The sequence below is a fragment of the Pseudomonas edaphica genome (genome assembly GCF_965277385.1).
In the GTDB taxonomy this organism is placed as follows: domain Bacteria; phylum Pseudomonadota; class Gammaproteobacteria; order Pseudomonadales; family Pseudomonadaceae; genus Aquipseudomonas; species Aquipseudomonas edaphica.
This window is the reverse complement of the sequence record NZ_OZ255725.1, coordinates 525988-550524: the sequence shown is the minus strand read 5'-3', so window position 1 is coordinate 550524 and position 24537 is coordinate 525988. Positions and strand designations below refer to the sequence as shown.

Below are 24537 nucleotides of genomic sequence, written 5' to 3'. Positions count from 1 at the left end.
AATACGGACGTTCTACTCAACCGTGACTTATCAGGCAGGTTACCCCATGCAGTTCAGTGAATTATTGGCAGCGATTTCCACCCATGCGATCCGTCTTCAATTGGAAGAAGGCGACCTGATTATCCTCGGCGATGACGAAGCCCTGGATGACGATCTGTGGGATCAACTGATCGCGCACAAACCTCAATTGCTTGCCTTCGTGGCTGAACACGGCGGTGACTGGCTAAGCCCGGCTTACCGCATTACCCCGGACATGCTGGCACTGGTCACGCTCGACCAGCCGGCCATCGACCGCATTGTCGCCGCCATCCCCGGTGGCGCGGCGAATGTGCAGGATATTTACCCGCTGGCGCCGCTGCAGGAAGGCATGCTGTACCACCACCTTTCGGCGCAGCAAGGTGACCCCTACGTGCTGCACGCGCAGTTTGTGTTCGACAGCCGCGCGCGCCTTGACGCGTTTGCCGAGGCGCTGCAATGGGTGATCGACCGCCACGATATCCTGCGCACGTCCATGGCCTGGGAGCGTCTGGACGAACCGCTGCAAGTGGTGTGGCGCAAGGCGACCCTGGCCTGCGAAGAAGCGCATTTTGTCGACGGCGACCGCCTGGCGCAGTTGCTCGCCCGCTATGACGCCCGCAGCTACCGCATGGACCTGGGCCAGGCACCGTTACTGCGCCTGGTGTTTGCCAATGACCCGGCCAACCAGCGCGTGGTGGCGATGCTGTTGTTCCATCACACCATCCTCGACCACACCGCACTGGACGTGGTACGTCATGAAATCCAGCTGTATCTGGCCGGTGAGCAAGCCCAGGCCGCCGAGCCGGTGGCGTTTCGCAGCTATATCGCCCAGGTGCGCCACGGCGTCAGCGAACAGGCGCATGAGGCGTTCTTTCGCGAGATGCTGGCGGATATCGATGCACCGACCTTGCCCTTCGGCCTGCAGGATGTGCAAGGCGATGGGCACGGCATCGATGAAGTGCGTATGCCCGTCGACAGCAGCCTGAGTCGCCGCCTGCGCAGCCTGGCACGACCGTTGGGCGTCGGCGTGGCGAGCATCATGCACCTGGCCCTGGCGCGCGTGCTGGGCGTGGTGTCCGGGCGCGATGCCGTGGTGTTCGGCACGGTGATGCTTGGCCGCATGGGCGCCGGTGATGGCGGTGAACGCGCGCTGGGTATGTTTATCAACACCTTGCCGTTGCGCGTGGACGTGGGCGAGCAGGGCGTGCGCGCCGGGGTCAAGGCCACCCACGAACGCCTCACCACCTTGCTCAATCACGAACATGCATCCCTGGCGCTGGCCCAGCGTTGCAGCGGTGTGGCGGCGCCGACGCCGCTGTTCAGTGCGATGCTCAACTATCGTCACAGTGCCGCCACCGACATGGCGGCGGTGATTGAGGTGGCCGAAGGCATTCAGGTTCTGGGCGCCGAAGAGCGCACCAACTACCCGCTGACGGTCAACGTCGACGACCTGGGTGAAGACTTTGCGCTGACGGTGATGGTCGATGCGTCCATCGGCGCGCAACGGGTCGCCGGTTACCTGCACACAGCCCTGCACAGCCTGGCCGAGGCCCTGGAGCAGCGACCGGATATGCCGCTCTGCGGCCTGAATATCCTGCCTGATACCGAACGTCACCATCTGCTGCACCGCCTCAATCAAAGCCCCGCGCACTACAGCGACACTGCCCTGATCCACGCGCAAGTCGAAGCCCACGCCGCCGCTCAACCCAATGCCATCGCCCTGCGTTTCGACACCCAGCGCATCACCTACCGCCAACTCAACGAACGTGCCAACCAGGTCGCCCACCGCCTGCTGGCTTTGGGCATTCGCCCTGATGATCGCGTGGCGATCTGCGTCGAGCGTGGCCCGGAGATGATTATTGGTCTGCTGGGTATCCTCAAGGCTGGCGCCGGTTATGTGCCCATCGACCCGGCTTACCCGCTGGAACGCATCGCCTATACCCTGGCCGATAGCGCGCCCGTGGCCGTGTTGGTACAAGCCGACACGCAGCATCTGGTCGGTGATTTGACCCGCATCGACCTCAACAGCCTGCGCGCAGAATCCATCGTCAACCCGCGCGTTGCGCTCAGCCCGGCCAACCTGGCCTATGTGATCTACACCTCCGGCTCCACCGGGCTGCCCAAAGGCGTGATGATCGAACACCGCCACGTGGCGCGGCTGTTCACCGCCACCGAGCATTGGTTTGGCTTCAACGCCAATGATGTGTGGGCGCTGTTCCATTCCTTCGCGTTCGACTTCTCGGTCTGGGAGATCTGGGGCGCGCTGATGCACGGCGGCCAGTTGCTGATCGTGCCGCAACTGGTCAGCCGCTCGCCGGATGAGTGCTACGCGCTGATCTGTGACGCAGGTGTGAGCATCCTCAACCAGACGCCCAGCGCATTTCGCCAGTTGATCGCGGCCCAGAGCGCCCAGGCGCATTCACTGCGCCAGGTTATTTTCGGCGGCGAAGCCCTGGAACCGGGCATGCTCAAACCGTGGTACGCCCGCGCCATCAACGCCGGCACCCAATTGGTCAACATGTATGGCATCACCGAAACCACCGTGCACGTGACCTACCGTGCCCTGGAAGCGGCGGATGCGCAGTTGGTTGGCGTCAGCCCGATTGGTGTGCGCATTCCCGACCTGCAGCTGTATGTGCTGGATGCGCGTCGTGAGCCGTTGCCGATGGGTGTGGTCGGCGAGTTGTATGTCGGCGGCGCCGGTGTGGCGCGCGGTTACCTCAACCGTGACGAGCTGAATGCCGAACGCTTCCTGGCCGACCCGGCCACCGGCCTGCGCATGTACAAGACCGGTGACCTCGGCCGCCTGCTGGCCGATGGCAGCGTCGAATACCTGGGCCGTAACGATGACCAGGTGAAGATCCGCGGCTTCCGCATTGAACTGGGCGAAATCGAAGCCACTCTGGCCAGCGCCAACGGCGTGCGTGACGCGGTGGTTATCGCCCGTGAAGACGAGCCCGGTGACAAACGCCTGGTGGCCTACGTGATCGCCGAGCGCGAACTCGGTGCCGCTGAACTGCGCGACCATCTGCTGCTGAGCCTGGCTGAATACATGGTGCCCAGCGCCTTCGTGCTGCTGGACCAATTCCCGCTGACCACCAACGGCAAGCTCGACCGCAAAGCCTTGCCCGCGCCGGATGCCGACGCCCTCTCGCGGCGAGACTACGCCGCCCCGCAAGGCGCTGTGGAAAGCACCATCGCCGGCATCTGGCAGTCGCTGTTGAAACTCGACAACGTCGGGCGCGACGACAACTTCTTCGAGCTGGGCGGCCACTCGCTGCTGGCGGTCAAGCTGATCGAACGCATGCGCCAGGTGGAGTTGAGCTGCGACGTGCGCGTGCTGTTCGGCCAACCCACCTTGCGCGCACTCGCCGCGGCGGTGGGCGGGCAGCAGGAAGTCCAAGTGCCGGCCAATCGGATCACGGCGACCAGCGCACACATCAGCCCCGACATGCTGCCGCTGGTGGCGCTGGACCAGGCCGCCATCGACCACATCCTCCAGCATGTGCCCGGTGGCATCGCCAACGTGCAAGACATCTACGGCCTGGCACCGTTGCAGGCCGGCATTCTGTATCACCACCTGGCAACCACCGAGGGCGACCCCTACGTGTTGCAGGTACAGTTCAGTTTTGCTGACCAAGCGGCGGTGGACGCGTTTACCCGCGCCTTGCACTGTGTGATCGAGCGTAACGACATCCTGCGCACCGGCATTCTGTGGGAAGGCCTGGATGAGCCGGTGCAAGTGGTGTTGCGCCAGGCGCCGCTGCACGTCGAGCGCCTCGACGTGCCGGCCGATGATGCGCTGGCGCAGCTGCAACAGCGCTTTGACCCACGCCATTTCCGTCTCGACCTGAGCCGCGCGTCGCTGATGCATTTCGGTTATGCGCAACAACAGGATGGCTTCGCAGGCATCCTGCTGCTGCACCATATCCTGCTCGACCACACCGCCCTGCAGGTGTTGGTGGAGGAGATGAGCGCCAGCCTGGCTGGCCACAGCACGCAACTGCCGCCGGCGGTGCAATACCGCAATTACGTGGCCCAAGCGCGTTTGGGCGTGACCCAGGCGCAACACGAAGCCTTCTTCAGCGACATGCTGGGTGATATTGACGAGCCCACGCTGGCGTTCGGTTTGCAGGATGTCAACGGCGACGGCAGCGGCATTGTCGAGGCGCATTTGCCGCTGGCCCCGGCGCTCAGCCAGGGCCTGCGCGAACAGGCGCGACAGCTGGGTGTCAGCAGCGCCAGCCTGGTACACCTGGCCTGGGCGCAGGTGCTGGCCCAGGTCTCCGGCCAGCAGGATGTGGTGTTTGGCACCGTACTGCTGGGGCGCATGCAAGGCGGCGAGGGCGCCGACCGGGCGCTGGGCATGTTCATCAACACCTTGCCGCTGCGCGTCAGCCTGGGCGCCACCAGCGTGCAGGCCGGCGTGCGCGCCACCCATGCGCGCCTGGCGCAGTTGCTTGGGCACGAGCACGCTTCGTTGTCCCTGGCCCAGCGTTGCAGTGGTGTACCGGGTTCGTTGCCGCTGTTCAGTACCTTGCTCAACTTCCGTCACAGCGCCCCGGACGAGGCACCGGGAGACAGCCCGTTTGCCACCCACGGTATCGAAATTCTCAGTTCCCAGGAGCGCAGCAACTACCCGTTGGTGCTCAACGTCGATGACCTCGGCACCGGCTTTGCGCTGACCGTACAAGGCCTGGCCAGTCTGGATGTGCAGCGCGTGGGCGACTACATGCTCACCGCGCTCAGCCACCTGGTGACCGCGCTGCAACAAGCGCCGACCACCGCGTTGCAGGCGGTGTCGATTTTGCCGGCGGCCGAGCGTCACCAACTGTTGGTCGAGTTCAACGCCACCGCGCGCCAATACCCGTCGCAGTTCACTGTGCACCAGCTGTTCGAAGCTCAGGCACTGGCGCGTCCCGAAGCCGTGGCGGCGGTGCAGGGTGCGTTGTCCTTGAGCTATCGTGACCTCAACCGCCGTGCCAACCGCCTGGCCCATCACCTGATCAACCAGGGCGTGCAACCGGGTGAGTGCGTGGCGATTGCGTTGCCACGCTCGCTGGATTTGCTGGTGAGCCAACTGGCGATCCTCAAGTGCGCAGCGGTGTATGTGCCGCTGGACATCAACGCGCCGCTCGAACGCCAGGCCTTTATGGTGCAGGACAGCGGAGCGCGGCATGTACTCCATACCCTGGCCGACCTGAACCCGGATAGCCTGTCGCCGCGCAACCCGGAGCTTGCGCAGTCTTCGGACGAGGTGGCGTACATCATGTACACCTCCGGCTCCACTGGCGCGCCCAAAGGCGTGCAAGTGCCGCACCGCGCCGTCTCGCGGCTGGTGCTCAACAACGGCTATGCCGACTTCAACGAGCGCGACCGCGTGGCCTTCGCCTCCAACCCGGCGTTCGATGCCAGTACCCTGGATGTGTGGGCGCCGTTGCTCAATGGCGGTTGCGTGGTGGTGGTCGAGCATGCGGTGCTGCTGTCCCAGGCCGCATTTGCCGAGCTGTTGCAGGAACAGGCCGTGAGCGTGCTGTGGATGACGGCAGGCTTGTTCCATCAATACGCCGACGCGTTGCTGCCGGTGCTGCGCCAGTTGCGCTACCTGATCGTCGGCGGCGATGTGCTTGACCCGCTGGTGATTGCCCGGGTGCTCAAGCACGGCAAGCCGCAACACCTGTTAAACGGCTATGGGCCGACCGAAGCCACCACCTTCTCGACCACGTTTGAAATCACCACGCCGGGCGCGGGCGCTGTGCCTATCGGCCGACCTATCGCAAATGCACAGGCCTATGTGCTGGATGCGCGCCAGCAGCCGCTGGCGTTGGGTGTGGTCGGCGAGCTGTACATCGGCGGTGCGGGCGTGGCCAAGGGGTACTTGAACCAGCCGCAACTGACGGCCGAAAAATTCATCCCCAACCCGTTCGGCGAAGGCCTGCTGTACCGCACCGGCGACCTTGCCAGCTGGCAGGCCGACGGCACCTTGCTGTACCAGGGGCGCAATGACTTGCAGGTGAAGATTCGTGGTTTCCGCATCGAGCCCGGCGAAATCGAGAGCTGCCTGGCGACCTTCCCAGGCGTGCGCGACGTTGTGGTAGTGGCCCGCGAAGACGAGCCCGGCGACAAACGCCTGGTGGCGTACTACACCGCCTCGGCAGCGTTGCCAATCGAAGCCCTGCGCGCCCATCTGCAAGGCCAGCTACCGGATTACATGGTGCCGTCGGCCTATGTGTGGCTTGAGCTGTTGCCACTGACGGCCAACGGCAAGCTGGACCGCAAAGGCCTGCCGGTGCCGGATCAAAGTGCGCTGCTCAGCCGTGGCTACGAAGCCCCGGAAGGTGAAGTGGAAACCGTGCTGGCGCAGATCTGGCAGGACGTGCTCAAGCTTGAACGCGTCGGGCGCCATGATCATTTCTTCGAGTTGGGCGGGCATTCGTTGCTGGCGGTCAGCCTGATCGAACGCATGCGCCAGGTCGGCCTGAGCGCGGACGTGCGCGTGCTGTTCAGCCAGCCGAGCCTGGCGGCACTCGCGGCGGCAGTCGGCAGTGGGCGTGAAATTGTGGTGCCGGCCAATGGCATTGCGCCGGGCTGCACACAGATCACGCCGTCGATGCTGACCCTGGTGCAGCTTGATCAACCGGCAATCGAACGCATCGTCGCCAACGTGCCCGGTGGCGCGGCCAATGTGCAGGATATCTACCCGCTGGCGCCGTTGCAGGAAGGCATTCTTTATCACCATATCAGCGCCGAACAGGGCGACCCGTACCTGCTGCAATCGCGCATGGCGTTCGATAGCCTGCAGCGTTTGCACGGCTTTATGGGCGCGCTGCAACAGGTAGTAGCGCGTCACGACATCCTGCGCACCGGCGTGGTCTGGGAAGGGTTGGACAGCCCGGTGCAAGTGGTCTGGCGCGACGCGCAACTGAGTGTGCAGGAGGTGATCCTGGACCCGGCCGAGGGCGGCATCATCGAGCAATTGCACGCACGTTTCGATGCTCGTCACTACCGCCTGGACATTACCCAGGCGCCATTGCTGCGCATGGTTTACGCCCAGGACCCGGCGAATAACCGAGTCGCAGCGATCCTGCTGTTCCACCACCTGGCGCTGGACCACACGGCCATGGAAGTGGTGGGCCAGGAGATGCGCGCGTTTCTGTTCAACCAGGCGGACGCGCTGCCCGTGGCGGCGCCGTTTCGCAACTACGTGGCCCAGGCACGCCTGGGCGTGAGCGTGGCCGAGCATGAACAGTTCTTCGGCGCCATGCTCGCCGATGTGGACGAACCGACCCTGCCGTTTGGCGTGCAGGACGTGCAGGGTGATGGCCGTGATATCGAAGAGGCCGAGCAGCACCTGGACGCGGCGCTGGCCATGCGCGTGCGTGAGCAGGCGCGCCTGTTGGGCGTAAGTGCGGCGAGCCTGATGCACCTGGCCTGGGCGCAAGTGCTGGGCCTGGTGTCCGGGCGTGATGACGTGGTGTTCGGCACCGTATTGATGGGCCGCATGCAAGCGGGTGAGGGCGCCGATCGGGCGCTGGGCATGTTCATCAACACCTTGCCGCTGCGGGTGAATGTCGCGGCGGGCGCCGCCGTGGCGGTCAAGGCCACCCATTCGCGCTTGAGCGCCTTGCTCGGGCACGAACACGCGTCCCTGGCGCTGGCCCAGCGTTGCAGCGGCGTGCCGACTAACGTGCCGCTGTTCAGCGCCTTGCTCAATTTCCGCCACAGCCGCCCCGACGAAATGGCCCGCGATGGCCACGGCATCTGGGAAGGCGTGCAACTGCTGGGCGGTGAAGAGCGCAGCAACTACCCGCTGACCTTGAGCGTGGATGATTTTGGCGCAGGCTTTGGCCTCAGCGTGCTGGCGCTGCCGCAGATCGGCGCCCAGCGGCTGTGCGGCTATATGCATAACGCCGTGGAGCAACTGGTCGAGGCCTTGGAAAACGCCGTCGATACCGCGCTCAACCGCCTGCCGATACTGCCGTCGGCCGAACGCGACACCCTGCTGCGCGAATTCAACGCAACGGCGGCGGATTTCCCCACCGGGCACACCCTGCACGGTGCCTTCGAAGCCCAGGTCGAGCGCCAGCCCCACGCGATTGCGCTGCAGCAGGGCGCGCTGTCGCTGACCTACCAGCAGCTTAATCAGCGCGCCAATCAACTGGCCCATCACCTGCTCGCGCTCGGCGTACAGCCGGACGACCGCGTGGCGATCTGCTGCCGTCGTGGCCCGCAAATGCTGATCGGGCTGCTGGGCATACTCAAGGCCGGCGCCGGTTATGTGCCGATCGACCCGGCTTACCCTACTGAGCGCATTGCTTATCTGTTGCAGGACAGTGCGCCGGTGGCCGTGCTGGCCGAGTCCAGTACTCAAGCGTTGCTGGGCACGTCCGCCACGGTGGACCTGCTGGGCGAAAGCTGGCAGCACCACGCCGTCAGCAATCCGCAGCTCGCAGCGCTGACCCCGGCGCACCTGGCCTACGTGATCTACACCTCCGGCTCCACCGGCCAGCCCAAAGGCGTGATGGTGGAACACCGCAACGTGGAAAACCTGGTGCACTGGCACTGCGAAGCCTTCGGCCTGGACGCGCGCAGCCATACCAGCAGCGTCGCCGGTTTTGGCTTCGACGCTATGGCCTGGGAAGTCTGGCCGGCGCTGTGTGCCGGTGCGACCCTGCATTTGCCGCCTGTCACGGTGGGCAATGAAAACATCGACGAACTGCTGGCCTGGTGGCTGGCGCAGCCGCTGGACGTCAGCTTCCTGCCCACGCCAGTGGCCGAATACGCCTTCAGCCAGCACCTGCAACACCCGACCTTGCGCATCCTGCTGATTGGCGGCGACCGCCTGCGGCAGTTCACCCAGGAGCGACGTTTTGCGCTGATCAACAACTACGGGCCGACCGAGGCCACGGTGGTCGCCACCTCCGGCCGTGTCCGCGCCGGGCAGGTGCTGCATATCGGCCGGCCGGTGGCGAATGCCAGCACCTACTTGCTCGATGCACAGCTGCGCCCGGTGCCGGTGGGCGTGGCCGGTGAGCTGTATGTGGGCGGCAGCGGCGTGGCGCGCGGTTACCTGAACCGTGCGGACCTGACCGCCGAACGCTTCCTGCAAGACCCGTTCAACCCGGGGCGCATGTACCGCACTGGCGACCTGGCGCGCTGGTTGCCCGACGGTAATATCGAGTACCTGGGCCGCAATGATGATCAGGTCAAAGTGCGTGGCGTACGCGTGGAGCTGGGCGAGATCGAAAGTCGCCTGGCGGCAGTGGAAGGCGTTGGCGAGGCCGTGGTGCTGGTGCGCGAAGGCCGTTTGCTGGCCTGGTTCACGGAAAACTACCCGCTGGCGATTGAAACCCTGCGTTCGCAGCTACAAGCACAACTGCCCGACGCGCTGGTGCCGGTGGCCTACATCAAGCTCGACGCATTGCCCCTGACCGCCAACGGTAAGCTGGATCGCAAGGCCTTGCCGGAACCTGACCAGGCGGCGGTGCTCTCCCGCGACTATGAAGCGCCTCAGGGCGCAGTGGAAACCACCCTGGCGCGGATCTGGGCCGAGGTGTTGCAGGTCGAACAGGTCGGCCGTCATGACCACTTCTTCGAACTCGGCGGCCATTCGTTGCTGGCCGTGAGCCTGATCGAACGCATGCGTCAAGCGGACCTCAGCGCGGATGTCCGTGTGCTGTTCAGCCAGCCGACCCTGGCCGCGCTGGCGGCTGCCGTGGGCAGTGGCCGCGAAGTGCAGGTGCCGGCCAACCGGATCGCAGCCGATTGCCTGCGCATCACGCCGGACATGCTGCCCTTGGTTGATATCGACCAGTCGACCCTCGATCACGTCGTCAGCCGCATCCCCGGTGGCGCCGCCAATGTGCAGGATATCTACCCGCTGGCGCCGTTGCAGGAGGGCATTCTTTACCACTACCTCACCGCCGAACAGGGCGACCCGTACCTGCTGCAATCGCACCTGGCCTTCGACAGCCTCGAGCGCCTGCAGGCCTTCGCCCACGCGCTGCAACAGGTGATCAACCGCCATGACATCCTGCGCACGGGTGTGGTCTGGGAAGGCCTTGCGCAACCGCTGCAAGTGGTGTGGCGCCAGGCCCGATTGCCGCTTGAAGAGCTGCAGTTGCAGGGTGATGTGCTCGTCGGCCTGCACGCGCGTTTTGATGCGCGGCGTTATCGCCTGGACATCAGCCAGGCGCCGCTGATCTGCCTCAAGTACGCCAAGGACCCGGCCAACCAGCGCGTGGTGGTGGTGTTGCTCTATCACCATATTGCGCTGGACCACACCGCGTTCGACGTGGTGCTGCGTGAAATGCAAGGGCACTTGTTGGGGCACGCCGCCCCGACGGCGGCGCCGATGCCGTACCGCAACTACGTGGCCCAGGCGCGATTGGGCGTCAGTGAGCAGGAGCACGAGGCGTTCTTTCGCGAGATGCTCGCCGATGTCGATGAGCCGACCTTGCCGTTTGGCTTGCAGGACGTGCGCGGCGACGGCAGCGCGATTGAGGAACACAGCCTGCACCTGGACAGCGACCTCAACCGCCGCCTGCGGGCCCAGGCACGTTTGCTCGGCGTGAGCACGGCGAGTCTGTTCCACCTGGCCTGGGGCCAAGTGCTGGCGGCCACTTCGGGGCGCCACAGCGTGGTGTTCGGCACCGTGCTGGTTGGCCGTCTGCAAGGCGGCGAGGGCGCCGACCGCGCCCTTGGGGTGTTTATCAATACCTTGCCGCTGCGCCTGGATATCGACGCGCAAGGCGCACGCGATGCCGTGCGTGCCACCCACACGCGGCTCACCGCGTTGCTCGGCCATGAGCACGCGTCCCTGGCCCTGGCCCAGCGTTGCAGCGGGGTGGCGGCCCCGGCGCCGTTGTTCAGCTCGATGCTCAACTATCGCCATCGCGGCGCCGCGACGCGTTCTGCCGAGGCGCAACACGCCTGGGAAGGCATGCAGACGCTGGTCAACGATGGCCGCACCAACTACCCGCTGACCCTCAACGTGGATGACCTGGGCGATGGCTACACCGTCACCGCCCTGGCGCAGGTTGACGCGCAACGGGTGTGTGGTTACCTGCAGAACGCCCTGGCCGGGCTGGTCGAAGCCTTGGAGCAGGCACCGCATCATGCGCTCAATCGCCTGCCGATCCTGGGCGCCGAGGAACGCCAGAAACTGCTGGTAGCGTTCAACGCCACCGAGGTCGCTTACAACCTCGACCAGACCCTGCACGGCCTGTTCGAGGCTCAGGTCGAACGCACCCCTGATGCGGTGGCGGTCAAGGCCGGTAACCAGCAGTTGACCTACCGGGCACTCAACGAACGCGCCAACCGCCTGGCCCATCACCTGCGCGAGCTCGGCGTGCAGCCGGATTCGCGCGTGGGTATTTGCGTCGAGCGTGGCCTGGACATGGTGGTCGGCCTGTTCGCGATCCTTAAGGCGGGTGGCGGTTATGTGCCGCTGGACCCGGCGTATCCACTCGAACGCATCGCTTACATGCTGCAAGACAGCGCGCCGGTGGTGGTGTTGGCGCAAGGCGCAACCCGCCAGTTGTTGGGTGACGTGCCGGTGCTGGACCTGGATCACCTCACCTGGCAACACCACAGCACGAGCAACCCGCTGGTGCCAGGCCTTACCGCCCGGCACCAGGCCTATGTGATCTACACCTCCGGCTCCACCGGCCAGCCCAAAGGCGTGATCAATGAACACGCCGGCGTGGTCAACCGCTTGCTGTGGATGCAGGACGCCTATGGCCTCAAGGCCCATGACGCGGTGCTGCAGAAAACCCCGTTCAGCTTCGACGTGTCGGTGTGGGAATTTTTCTGGCCGCTGTTTACCGGCGCACGGTTGGTGATGGCCCGCCCGGGTGGGCACAAAGAGCCGGAGTACCTGTGCCAGGTGATCGAGGCTGAGCAGATCACCACTTTGCATTTCGTGCCGTCGATGCTCGATGTGTTCCTGGCCCATGGTGATGTCAGCCAGGCCATAGGGCTGGCGCGGGTGATGTGCAGCGGCGAAGCCTTGCCGGGCAGCCTGGTGCGGCGCTTCAAAGCGCAACTGCCGGGGGTTGGCCTGTACAACTTGTACGGCCCGACGGAAGCGGCGGTCGACGTCACCGCGTGGAACTGCGCACGGCCCGACGTGCCGGACAATACGCCGATCGGCAAGCCGATTGCCAATACACGCATGTACGTGCTGGACGCACAGTTGCAGCCGGTGCCATTGGGGGTGGTGGGCGAGTTGTTTATCGGCGGCGTGCAAGTGGCGCGCGGGTATTTGAACCGCCCGGAACTGAGCGCCGAACGCTTCCTCAAGGACCCGTTCACCGACGGGCGCATGTACCGCACCGGCGACGTCGGCCGTTACCTGCCCGACGGCAATATCGAGTACCTGGGTCGCAACGATGACCAGGTGAAGATCCGTGGTTTGCGCATCGAACTGGGCGAAATCCAGGCGCGCTTGCTGGAGCATCCGCAGGTCAACGAAGCCGCCGTGGTCGCCCGTGAAGAGCGCCTGGTGGCGTACTACACCGGAACACACACTGACATCGACAGGCTGCGCACCCACCTGTTGCAGCACTTGCCGGACTTTATGGTGCCCGCGGTGTTTGTGCACCTCGACGCATTGCCACTGAGCCCCAACGGCAAACTCGACCGCAAGGCACTGCCGGTGCCGGGCATGGACGCGCTGAGCGTGCGCGAATACGCGGCGCCCGAAGGCGACACCGAAATCCTTATGGCAGCGCTGTGGGCTGAACTGCTCAACGTTGAGCGCGTTGGGCGCCATGACAATTTCTTTGAGCTGGGCGGGCACTCGCTGCTGGCCGTGAGCTTGATCGGACGCCTGCGCCAGGAAGGCCTGGAAGCCGATGTGCGGGCGCTGTTCGAACAGCCGAGCCTGGCCGGCTACGCCGCCATTACCGAACGAATGGAGATCGTCCTGTGAGCATTTTTGAGTTATTGAGCACGTTGAAAACCAAGGACGTGCAGCTGGCGCTCAAGGGCGAGCAGTTGTCGGTGCAAGGCAACAAACAAGCGCTGAGTGATCCGGCGATCCTGGCGGCGTTGCGCGAGCACAAAGCGGCCTTGATCGAACTGATCAAGGCCGGTGAATACTCGGCTTCCAAAGCCGGTGAAGTGCAGGTGCCGGCCAATGGCATCCCGCTAGGTGCCGAGCACATCACCCCGGCGATGCTGAGCCTGTCGACGTTGAGCCAGGACGAGATCGAGCGCATCGTGGCCACGGTCGACGGCGGTGTGGCGAATATCCAGGACATTTACCCGCTGGCGCCGTTGCAGGAAGGCATTCTGTTCCACCACGTCAGCGCCGAGCAGGGCGACCCCTATGTGATGCAGTCGCAGTTTGCGTTCGACAGCCTGGAGCGTTTCGAGGCTTTCGCCCAAGCGTTGCAAAGCGTGATGGACCGCCACGATATCCTGCGCACCGGGGTGGTCTGGGACGGTTTGCAGCAACCCTCGCAAGTGGTGTGGCGCCAGGCACGCCTGCCGGTGCAGGCGCTGCAATTGAACCCGGCCGACGGCGATATCGCCGCCCAACTGCACGGGCTGTTCGACGCTCGCCACTATCGCCTCGACGTGACCCGGGCGCCGCTGCTGCGCCTGGTGCGGGCCGACGACCGGCTGAACCAGCGCATTGTCGCCACCTTGCTGTTCCACCATATGGCCCTCGACCACAGCGCCCTCGAAGTGGTGTGCCATGAAATGCAGGCGTGCTTGCTGGGGCAGGGCGCGGCGCTTGGCCAGGCCGTGCCGTTTCGCAATTATGTGGCGCAGGCACGCCTGGGTATCAGCGAGCCGGAACACGAAAATTTCTTCCGCCAGATGCTCGGCGATATCAGCGAGCCGACCCTGCCATACGGCTTGCAGGACGTGCAGGGCGATGCCCGTGGCATCAGCGAAGTCAGCCTGCCTTTGCCCGCAGCACTCAGCCGGCGGTTGCGCGCGCAAGCCCGGCAATTGGGCGTGAGTGCCGCCAGCCTGTTCCATATGGGCTGGGCGCAGGTGTTGGCGGTGCTGGCCGGTAAAGAGCACGTGGTGTTCGGCACCGTATTGATGGGCCGCATGCAAGGCAGCCATGCCACGGATCGGGCGCTGGGCATTTTCATCAACACCTTGCCGTTTCGCGTCGACGTGGACGCCCAGGACCTACGCACCGGGGTCAAGGCCACCCACGCGCGGCTCACCACCTTGTTGCGCCATGAACACGCGCCGCTGGCCCTGGCCCAACGCTGCAGCGGGGTAGTGGCGCCGACGCCGCTGTTCAGTGCCTTGCTCAACTATCGCCACAGCGCCCCGGCCGCCAGCGCCGAAGCCGTGTCGGCCTGGCACGGGATCGCCGCGCTCAGCGCCGAAGAGCGCACCAACTACCCGCTGACCCTGAGTGTGGATGACCTGGGTGAAGGCTTTGGCCTGAGCCTGCTGGCCAGCCAGCGGGTCGATCCGCAGCGCGTGTGCAGCTATCTGCAAACCGCCCTGGAGAACCTGGTGACGGCGCTGGAGCAAGCACCGCACACCGCGCTCAATCAGCTGTCGGTGCTGCCCGCCGCCGAGCGGCAGTTGCTGCTTGAGCAGTTCAACGCCACCCAGGTCGATTTCGCTCACGGCAGCACCTTGCACGGCCGCGTCGAAGCCCAGGCCGCGCTCACGCCGGAGGCGATTGCCGCCGTGCAGCAGGGCCGCCAACTGACTTACGCCGAACTCAACCAGCAAGCCAACCTGCTGGCCCATCACCTGTTGGCGCTGGGGGTCAAACCCGATGACCGCGTGGCCATCGTCGCGCGGCGTGGCCTGGACACCCTGGCCGGGTTGCTGGCCATCCTCAAGGCTGGCGCCTGCTATGTGCCGGTCGACCCTTCGCACCCGGCCGAGCGCCTGAGCTACCTGCTGAGCGACAGCGCCCCGGTGGCGGTGCTGACCCAACAGGCACTGCTCGAGCGCTTGCCGGCGCTGGACGTGCCGGTGATCCAACTGGACCGCTACACCTGGCAGCACCATTCAGCCAGCAATCCAAAAACTGCCGTCAGCCCTTCGAACCTCGCCTATGTGATCTACACCTCCGGCTCCACCGGCCTGCCCAAAGGGGTGATGGTGGAGCACCACACGGTGGCCAACCTGGTGGACTGGCATTGCCGCGCCTTTGACCTGTGCGCCGGGCGCCACACCGCCAGTGTTGCCGGCTTTGGTTTTGATGCGATGGCCTGGGAAGTGTGGCCGGCGCTGTGTGTCGGCGCGACCCTGCACCTGCCGCCCGCCACGGACGGCGCCGAAGATATCGACGCGCTGCTGAGCTGGTGGTGCGCGCAGCCACTGGACGTGTGCTTCCTGCCCACGCCGGTGGCCGAATACGCGTTCAGCCAGCACATCGAACACCCTACATTGCGCACCTTGCTCATCGGCGGTGACCGCCTGCGCCAGTTTGCGCGGGCACAGCGATTTGAGTTGATCAACAACTACGGCCCCACCGAAGCCACGGTGGTTGCCACTTCCGGCAAGGTCGAAGCAGGCCAGCCGTTGCATATCGGCAAACCGGTGGCCAATGCCACGGTGTACCTGCTCGATGAACAACAACGGCCGGTGCCATTGGGGGTAGCCGGTGAGCTGTACGTGGGCGGCAAGGGCGTGGCGCGTGGTTACCTCAACCGCCCGGACCTGACCGCCGAGCGCTTCCTGCAAGACCCGTTCAACCCGGGGCGCATGTACCGCACCGGCGACCTGGCGCGTTGGTTGCCGGACGGTACGCTTGAATACCTGGGGCGCAACGATGATCAGGTGAAGATCCGTGGCATGCGTATCGAGCTTGGCGAGATTGAAACCCAGCTCGGCCAACTGCCTGGGATCCAGGAAACGGTGGTGCTGGTGCGCGAGGAGCGGCTGGTCGCCTATTTCACCGAGAGCCCGCAACTCGACGCGCTGGCGGTCGGTGATATCCGCGCCCACCTGGTTGCGCATCTGCCGGACTACATGGTCCCGGTCGCCTATGTGAAGCTCGAGGCGTTGCCACTCACCGCCAACGGCAAGCTCGACCGCAAGGCCTTGCCAGCGCCGGACATGGCCGCGGTGTTTACCCGCGAATACGCAGCGCCCGAGGGCGAGATCGAAAGCGTGCTCGCGCAGATCTGGGCCGATGTGCTGCAGGTGCAGCGTGTCGGGCGGCACGACCATTTCTTCGAACTGGGCGGGCACTCGTTGCTGGCGATGCGCATGGTCTCGCAAGTGCGCCAGCGCCTGGGGGTGGAACTGGTGCTGGGCGACTTGTTTGCCAATGCGGAGCTGGCGGCGGTCGCCGCAGTGCTGGCGCAGTCAGGGCGCAGCACCTTGCCGGATATTCTGCCGGCCAATCGTGATGAACTCGTGCCGTTGTCGTTCGCCCAGCAGCGCCTGTGGTTCCTGGCGCTGATGGAAGGCGCTAACACCGCCTACAACATTCCCATCGGCCTGCGTTTACGTGGCCAGTTGCATGTCGAGGCGCTGCAACGCGCGCTGGCGCGCATTGTTGCGCGGCATGAAACCCTGCGCAGCCGCTTTGCCCAACAGGGCGACCAAGCCCAGGTGCTGATCGTACCGGCTGAAGACATGCTGCCCCTGCAAGTGCAGGATTTGCGCCGCCACCCGCAACCGCAGCAGGCGCTGGATGCCTTGATTCAGGGCGAAGCCTCGGCACCGTTCGACCTGGAGCGCGGCCCGTTGCTGCGTGGGCGCCTGGTGGTGATGGCCGACGATCACCATGTGCTGCTGCTGACCCTGCACCATATCGTTTCCGATGGCTGGTCGATGGGCGTGCTCACCCGTGAGTTGATGGCGCTGTATCAAGCCTTCAGCCACGGCATGCCTGACCCATTGCCAAGCCTGCCGATTCAGTACGGCGACTTCGCCGTGTGGCAGCGTTTGTGGCTGAGCGGCGAAGTGCTGCAGCGCCAAAGTACCTATTGGCAACAGGCACTGGCCGGTGCGCCGGCCTTGCTCACGCTGCCTACCGATCGCCCACGCCCTGTGCAGCAGGACTACGCCGGCAACAGCGTCGAAGTGCGCCTGGACGAACGCCTGACCGCCGGGCTCAAGGCCTTGAGCCAACGCCATGGCACCACGCTGTACATGACCTTGATGACGGCCTGGGCCTCCCTGCTGGCGCGGCTGTCCGGGCAACACGACCTGGTGATCGGCACGCCAGTGGCCAACCGTACCCGCAGCGAGGTGGAAGGGCTGATCGGCCTGTTCGTCAACACCCTGGCGGTGCGCATCGACACCTCGGGCGAGCTGAGCACCGATGCCTTGCTGGCACGGGTCAAGGCGCTGACGCTGGCGGCCCAGGCGCATCAGGACTTGCCATTCGAGCAGGTGGTGGAAATCACCCGGCCGGTGCGCAGCCTGGCCCACAGCCCGCTGTTCCAGACCCTGCTGAGCTGGCAAGACAGCAGCGCGCCGACCCTGGCGCTGGGCGACCTGGCCCTGGAAGGCATCGTCGAGAACAGCCACTTTGCCAAGTTCGACCTGTCGCTGAACCTGGGTGAAGTGCAGGGCAGCATTCTCGGCGCGCTGGAATTTGCCGTGGCGCTGTTTGATGAGTCGACCGTGCAGCGGTACGCCGGGTATTTCACCCGCACCTTGCAGGCCATGGTCGATAACGACCAGGCGGTGTTGGAACATGCGCCGTTGTTGGATGAGTGTGAGCGTCAGCACCTGCTGGTCGATTTCAACGCCACCGCGGTGGACTACAACCTCAACCAGACACTGCACGGGATGTTTGAAGCGCAGGTGGTGCGCACGCCGAACGCGATTGCGGTGAAGGCGGGTGAGCGGCAACTGACTTACGCTGAGCTGAATGCGCAGGCTAATCAGTTGGCCCATCACCTGCTGGCGCTGGGTGTACAGCCGGATTCGCGGGTGGCGATCTGCGTCGAGCGCAGCCTGGAGATGGTCATTGGCCTGTATGCGATCCTCAAGGCCGGCGCGGCGTATGTGCCGCTGGACCCGGCTTATCCGCAAGAGCGCCTGGCCTACATGCTGCAAGACAGTGCGCCGCTGGTGGTGCTGGCCCAAGGCGCAACACGTGGCTTGCTCGGCGCAGTGGCGGTAGTCGACCTGGACCAGCCCACCTGGCAGCATCTGCCCGCAGGCAACCCTCACGTCCAGGGCGTGAGCGCCTATGTGATCTACACCTCCGGCTCCACCGGCCAGCCCAAAGGCGTGATCAACGACCACGCCGGGGTAGTCAACCGCCTGCTGTGGATGCAGGACGAATACGGCCTGAACGCGCAGGATTCGGTGCTGCAGAAAACCCCGTTCAGCTTTGACGTGTCGGTGTGGGAATTCTTCTGGCCGCTGTTTACCGGCGCGCGTCTGGTGATGGCGCGCCCCGGCGGGCACAAAGAGCCCGAATACCTGTGCGACGTGATCGAGGCTGAACAGATCACTACCTTGCACTTTGTGCCGTCGATGCTCGATGTGTTCCTGGCCCACGGCGATGTCAGCCAGGCCATAGGGTTAGCGCGGGTGATGTGCAGCGGCGAAGCCTTGCCGGGCAGCCTGGTGCGGCGCTTCAAGCAACAACTGCCAGGCAGCGAGCTGCATAACCTGTATGGGCCGACCGAAGCGGCCGTCGACGTCACCGCCTGGAACTGTGCCGGTCTGGTAACCCCGGACAACACGCCGATCGGCAAACCCATCGCCAACACCCGCATGTACCTGCTCGACAGCCAGTTGCAACCGGTGCCGCTGGGTGTGGTGGGCGAGTTGTTTATCGCGGGCGTACAAGTGGCGCGGGGGTATCTGAACCGGCCGGAGCTGACCGCCGAGCGCTTCCTTGACGACCCCTTCAGGCAGGGGCGCATGTACCGCACCGGTGATGTCGGGCGTTACTTGCCGGACGGCAATATCGAGTACCTGGGGCGCAATGATGACCAGGTGAAAATTCGTGGTTTGCGCATCGAGCTGGGTGAAGTCCAGGCGCGGTTGCTCGAGCATCCTCAGGTCAACGAAGCCGCTGTGGTCGCCCGTGAAGAGCGGCTGGTGGCTTACTACACCGGCACGCCGAGCGACATCGACGCGCTGCGCGGTCATCTGCTGCGGCATCTGCCGGAGTTCATGGTGCCGGCGATTTTCGTGCATCTGCAGGCGTTGCCGCTCAGCCCCAACGGCAAGCTCGACCGCAAGGCGCTGCCGGCGCCGGGCCTGGATTCGGTGGTGGTGCGCGAGTACGAAGCGCCCCAGGGCGATACCGAAATGGCCTTGGCCAGCCTGTGGGCCGAATTGCTCAATGTTGAGCGCGTAGGCCGTCACGACAACTTCTTTGAACTGGGCGGGCATTCGCTGCTGGCCGTCAGTCTGATGGGGCGCATGCGCCGCCTGGGCTTGTCGGCGGATGTGAAGGTGCTGTTCGGCCAGCCGACGCTCTCGGCGTTGGCGGCGGCGCTGGGCAGTGGGCGCGAAGTGGCGGTGCCGGCCAATGGCATCGCCGAAGGCTGCAGCCACATCACCCCGGCTATGTTGCCCTTGATCCAGATGGACCAGGCTGCCGTCGACCGCATCGTCGCGTGCATTCCCGGCGGTGCGGCGAATGTGCAGGATATCTACCCGCTGGCGCCGTTGCAGGCCGGCATCCTGTATCACCATCGGGCTGTGCTTGAAGGCGATGCCTACCTGTTGCGGGCGCAGTTTGCCTTCGATAGCCGTCTGCGCCTGGACGCCTTTGCCCATGCATTGCAGGCGGTGATCCAGCGGCATGACATCCTGCGTTCCTCCTTCCATTGGGAGGGCCTGGAAGAACCGGTGCAAGTGGTTTGGCGTGAGGCCTCGCTCAGCGTTGAAGCCGGTGCTGTGCCACAGCGCCTGGACCTGACGCAAGCGCCGTTGATGCGGTTGATCTATACCGAGGAACCGTTGCGCGTGGTCGCCACGTTGTTGTTCCATCATTTGGTAATGGACCACGTCGCGCTGGACATCCTGCAGCATGAAATGCAGGCGTTCCTGCTCGGCACCCAGCACAGGCTGGGCGCGGCCGTGCCGTATCGAAACTATGTGGCCCAGACTGTGGCCCAGACTGCGACCCAGACCCGCCTGGGCGTTGACGACCACGAAACCTTCTTGCGCGAAATGCTCGGTGAAATCGACGAGCCAACCGACGTCCAATACCTGGGCGCCGATGAACACGCGCATCTGGCCGTCGACCCGCAGTTGAGCCAGCGTCTGCGCACCCAGGCGCGCCAGGCTGGAGTGAGTGCCGCCAGCCTGATGCACCTGGCCTGGGCGCAGGTGCTGGGCAAGGTCAGTGGCCGCGAACAGGTGGTGTTCGGCACTGTAATGCTCGGCCGCCTGCAAGGCGGCGAAGGCGCCGAGCGCGCCATGGGCGTATTTATCAATACCTTGCCGTTGCGCGTCGACCTGGGCGAACACTCGGTACGCACCGCACTGCGTGCCACCCATGCGCGCCTGACCCAATTGCTCAGCCATGAGCACGCGCCGCTGGCGTTGGCCCAGCAGTGCAGCGGCGTCCCAGTGGGTACGCCGTTGTTCAACGTGCTGTTCAACTACCGCCACAGCGCGCCGCACAGTGGTGGCGTGGCTGAGGCATGGCAGGGGATTGCGCTGCTCAGTGCCGAGGAGCAGACCAATTACGGGGTGTCGGTGAGTGTCGATGACCTCGGTGAGGGTTTCAGCCTGACCGCCATGGGGCAGGGCGCCCGGCGTTTGTGTGATTACCTGAACATTGCCCTTGAGCAACTGGTTGAGGCGCTGGAGCACCACAGTGATAGGGGCATCAGCCGCTTGCCAATCCTGCCGGCGGCCGAGCGTCAACAGCTGGCAGGTTTCAATGCCACCACCCGTGTGTTCCCCCGCGAGCACACGGTGCAGCGCTTGTTCGAAGCCCAGGCCCACGCACGGCCTGACGCGGTGGCTGCGTTGCACGCTGACGCGGTACTGAGCTACGGCGAACTCAACACCCGCGCCAACCGCTTGGCCCATCACCTGATGAGCCTGGGTGTGCGCCCGGCCGATAACGTCGCGATCCTGCTGCCGCGCTCCCTGGACCTGCTGGTCAGCCAGTTGGCGATCCTCAAGTGTGCGGCGGCCTATGTGCCGCTGGACATAAACGCACCCGCCGAACGCCAGGGCTTCATGTTGCAGGACAGCGGCGCGAGCTGGCTGGTGACCCGCAGTGACGCGGCGCTTGAGTTCCCGGCGCGGCGCCTGGATCTGGACACCCTGACCCTGGACCCGCAACCGAGCCACAACCCAGACCTGTCGCAGTCCTCGGACAGCGTGGCGTACATCATGTACACCTCCGGCTCCACGGGCACACCGAAGGGCGTATTGGTGCCTCATCGCGGCATCACACGGCTGGTGCTCAACAACGGTTACGCCGACTTCAACGCCGCCGACCGTGTGGCGTTTGCCTCCAACCCGGCGTTCGACGCCAGCACCATGGATGTGTGGGGTGCGCTGCTCAACGGCGGCCAGGTGCAGGTGATCGACCATTCCACGTTGCTCGACCCCGCTGCATTCGGCCGTGCGCTGCACGGTGCGACGGTGTTGTTCGTGACCACCGCGTTGTTCAACCAGTACGTGCAGATGATCCCCGAAGCCCTGGCCGGCTTGCGCATTTTGCTCTGCGGCGGCGAGCGTGCCGACCCGGCGGCGTTCCGCAGCCTGCTGGCGCAGGCGCCGGGCTTGCGCCTGGTGCATTGCTACGGGCCGACTGAAACCACCACCTACGCCACCACTTACGAGGTGCAGGCGATTGCCGCCGATGCTGACAGCGTGGCGGTTGGTCGACCGATTTCCAACACGCAGATTCATGTACTGGATGCGTACTTGCAGCCACTGCCGGTGGGCGTGATCGGCGAAATCTGCATCGGCGGTGACGGCGTGGCCAAGGGGTATTTGAGCCGGCCGGAGCTGACCACCGAGAAGTTTGTCGACGACCCGTTCAACCCAGGCGCCTTGATGTACCGCACCGGCGACCTCGGCCGCTGGACGGCGGACGGCTTGCTGGAGTGCATCGGGCGTAACGACGACCAAGTGAAGATCCGTGGTTTCCGTATCGAGTTGGGCGAGATCGAAGCGCGCCTGGCGACCTTGGCGAGCATCCAGGACGTAGTGGTGCTGGCCCGTGAGGACGTGCCCGGTGATAAGCGTCTGGTGGCGTATTTCACCTGGGCTGGCGAGCCCGTAGACATCGACAGTGTGCGTGCGCACCTGCACGGCCAGTTGCCGGTCTACATGCTGCCGTCGGCCTATGTGCCGCTGGCGCAGTTGCCGCTGACGGCCAATGGCAAGATCGATCGCAAAGCCTTGCCGGTTCCGGCGTTGGAGGCCTTGCTCAGCCGCGACTGCGAGGCGCCGGCCGATGCACTTGAACAGTCGCTCGCCGGCCTGTGGGCCGAGGTGTTGAAACTTGAGCAGGTGGGGCGTCACGACAGCTTCTTTGAGCTGGGCGGGCATTCCTTGCTGGCGATTCGACTGGTCAACCTGATGGAAGCAGCGGGCTTGCAGGTGTCGCTGGCCGAGCTGTTCCAGCACGTCAGCGTGGCCTCGGTGGCGGCGATGTTGCGCCAGCGCACCGGCGAGCCGGTGCCCGACACCTCGCTGATTACCGTGCGCAGCAGCGGCTCGCAGCCGCCGTTGTTTCTGGTGCACGAGTTCAGTGGCATGGACGTGTATTTCCCGGCGCTGGGTCAGCACTTGCCCGGCGACTATCCGATCTACGGCCTGCCGGGCGCGGCACTGGGCGAGCCGCACCTGAACACCATGGAAGGCTTGGCGGCGCGCATGGTCGGCCTGATCCGCGAGGTTCAGCCACACGGGCCCTACCGCGTGGCGGGCTGGTCGTTTGGCGGCGTACTGGCCTATGAAGTGGCGATGCAATTGCTGGGGCTGGATGAGCCGGTGGCGTTCCTCGGCCTGATCGACAGCTACGTGCCGCGCATGACCGACCAAGGCAAGGCGCGCTGGAGTGGGCCGGATGCGCTTAAGCGGCATTTGCTGTTGCAGTGCACGGCGTATTGGAAAGCACAGGGAGGTGTGGATGAACTGGCGAGCCTTGAACAGCTTGAGGCGGGCATTGGACAGCTGGACTTTGCGGGTTTGCTGCAACGCTGTCGCGATCAAGGTCTGCTATACGCGCAAATGGCAGCGGCTACGGACGCGGACCTCTTGAGTTTTATCGAGCGTGAAGTCGGCCACGGGCATGCGCTGGCGCACTACAGCCTGTTCCCGCTGCCGGTGCCGGTGCTTCTGTTCAGTGCCCGCGAACGGCCGACCGAGCTGTCGCGGCGCAGTGAGTCGCTGGGCTGGGAAGACGCTTTGGCGCCTGGGCAATTGCGCCGGGTCGAGGTGCCGGGCGATCACCAAAGCATGATGCAGGCGCCGCATATTCAAGGCTTGGGCGCGGCGATGGCGCAGGCCCTGGCCGCGAGTGCGCCGGTGACGGAAGCGGTGCATCAACCGGTGCTGCGCATTCAGAGTGGGCGTGCGGGGTTTGCGCCGGTGTTTTGTGTGCCGGGAGCGGGTGACAGCGTCACCGGGTTTGTGGGGTTGAGCGAGGCACTCGGGCGCGACTGGCCGCTGTTCGGTTTGCAGCCGCGCGGGCTGGATGGCGAGGCGGTGCCCCATAGCCAGGTGGAAGCGGCAGCGCAGTGTTACCTGGCGGCGCTGGCGCACGAGTGTCCGCGTGGGCCGGTGCATCTGGTCGGGCATTCATTTGGTGGCTGGGTCGCGCTGGAGATGGCGCTGCGCTTGCAGGCGATGGGCCGTGAGGTGACGTCGTTGACGGTGATCGACAGTGAATCACCGGGCGGTGCGGGCAAGCCTTATTCGACCACGGCCGCGTTGTTGCGCTTGATTGAGGCCATGCAGTTGTCGGCGGGCAAGTCGCTGGGCATTGACCGGGTGGAGTTTGCCGGGCGCGATGAGGTGGCGCAGCAGCAATGGCTGCATGCGGGGATGGTGAGTGTGGGGTTGTTGCCGGGGCGTGCCAGTGTGGATGCGATGGCGGGGCCGGCGCGTACTTATGCGGCGGCGTTGCGCACTGTGTATCGGCCGGCGCAGCGGTTCAACGGGGTGGTGCGGTTGGTGTTGGCGCAGGATCCGGCGTTGGATGCGGCGGGTAATCAGCGTGAGCAGGGGTTGATGGTGGAAGGGTGGCGGCGCCAGGGGAACGGGTTGCAGGTTTGGTATGGCGCGGGGAATCACTTTACGTTGCTTAAGGCGCCGAATGTTTTGGGGTTGGCGCGGTGGTGGCTTGAGGGAGTGGTGGTTGGGGAGGTGGTGTTGTGAGGGTTATATGCCGGGTGTATATCCGTTGCTGCGGTAACGGCTACTTAGGGTTCCGCTCTTACAGCGGGTCACTTTTGGCAAACGCCCCAAAAGTAACCAAAAGGTCTGTGCCCCACCACTCGGTGCCTCGCTTAGGCTCGGCATGCCCGCACTCCGGCTTGAATCCGTGGGCCGCCGCGATGGGCCATCCTTGGCCCAGCGCGGCTAACCCGGCGTCCTGCCGGGTTACCCACGGATTCA

At 65.0% G+C, this 24537-nt stretch carries 2 protein-coding genes; both read left to right on the top strand.

Annotated elements, in window-relative coordinates:
• The first annotated feature begins 46 nt into the window (after window positions 1–46).
• Window positions 47–12952 carry an amino acid adenylation domain-containing protein gene (locus tag ACQY47_RS02235; RefSeq protein WP_428555214.1) on the top strand — a complete coding sequence of 4302 codons (12906 nt, stop codon included), beginning with the start codon at window positions 47–49 and terminating at the stop codon, window positions 12950–12952.
• A complete protein-coding gene (locus ACQY47_RS02230) occupies window positions 12949–24297 on the top strand; it encodes an amino acid adenylation domain-containing protein (RefSeq protein ID WP_428555211.1) in 11349 nt (3782 codons plus the stop codon). The genes ACQY47_RS02235 and ACQY47_RS02230 overlap by 4 nt, the downstream gene beginning before the upstream one ends.
• Window positions 24298–24537: the final 240 nt, after the last annotated feature.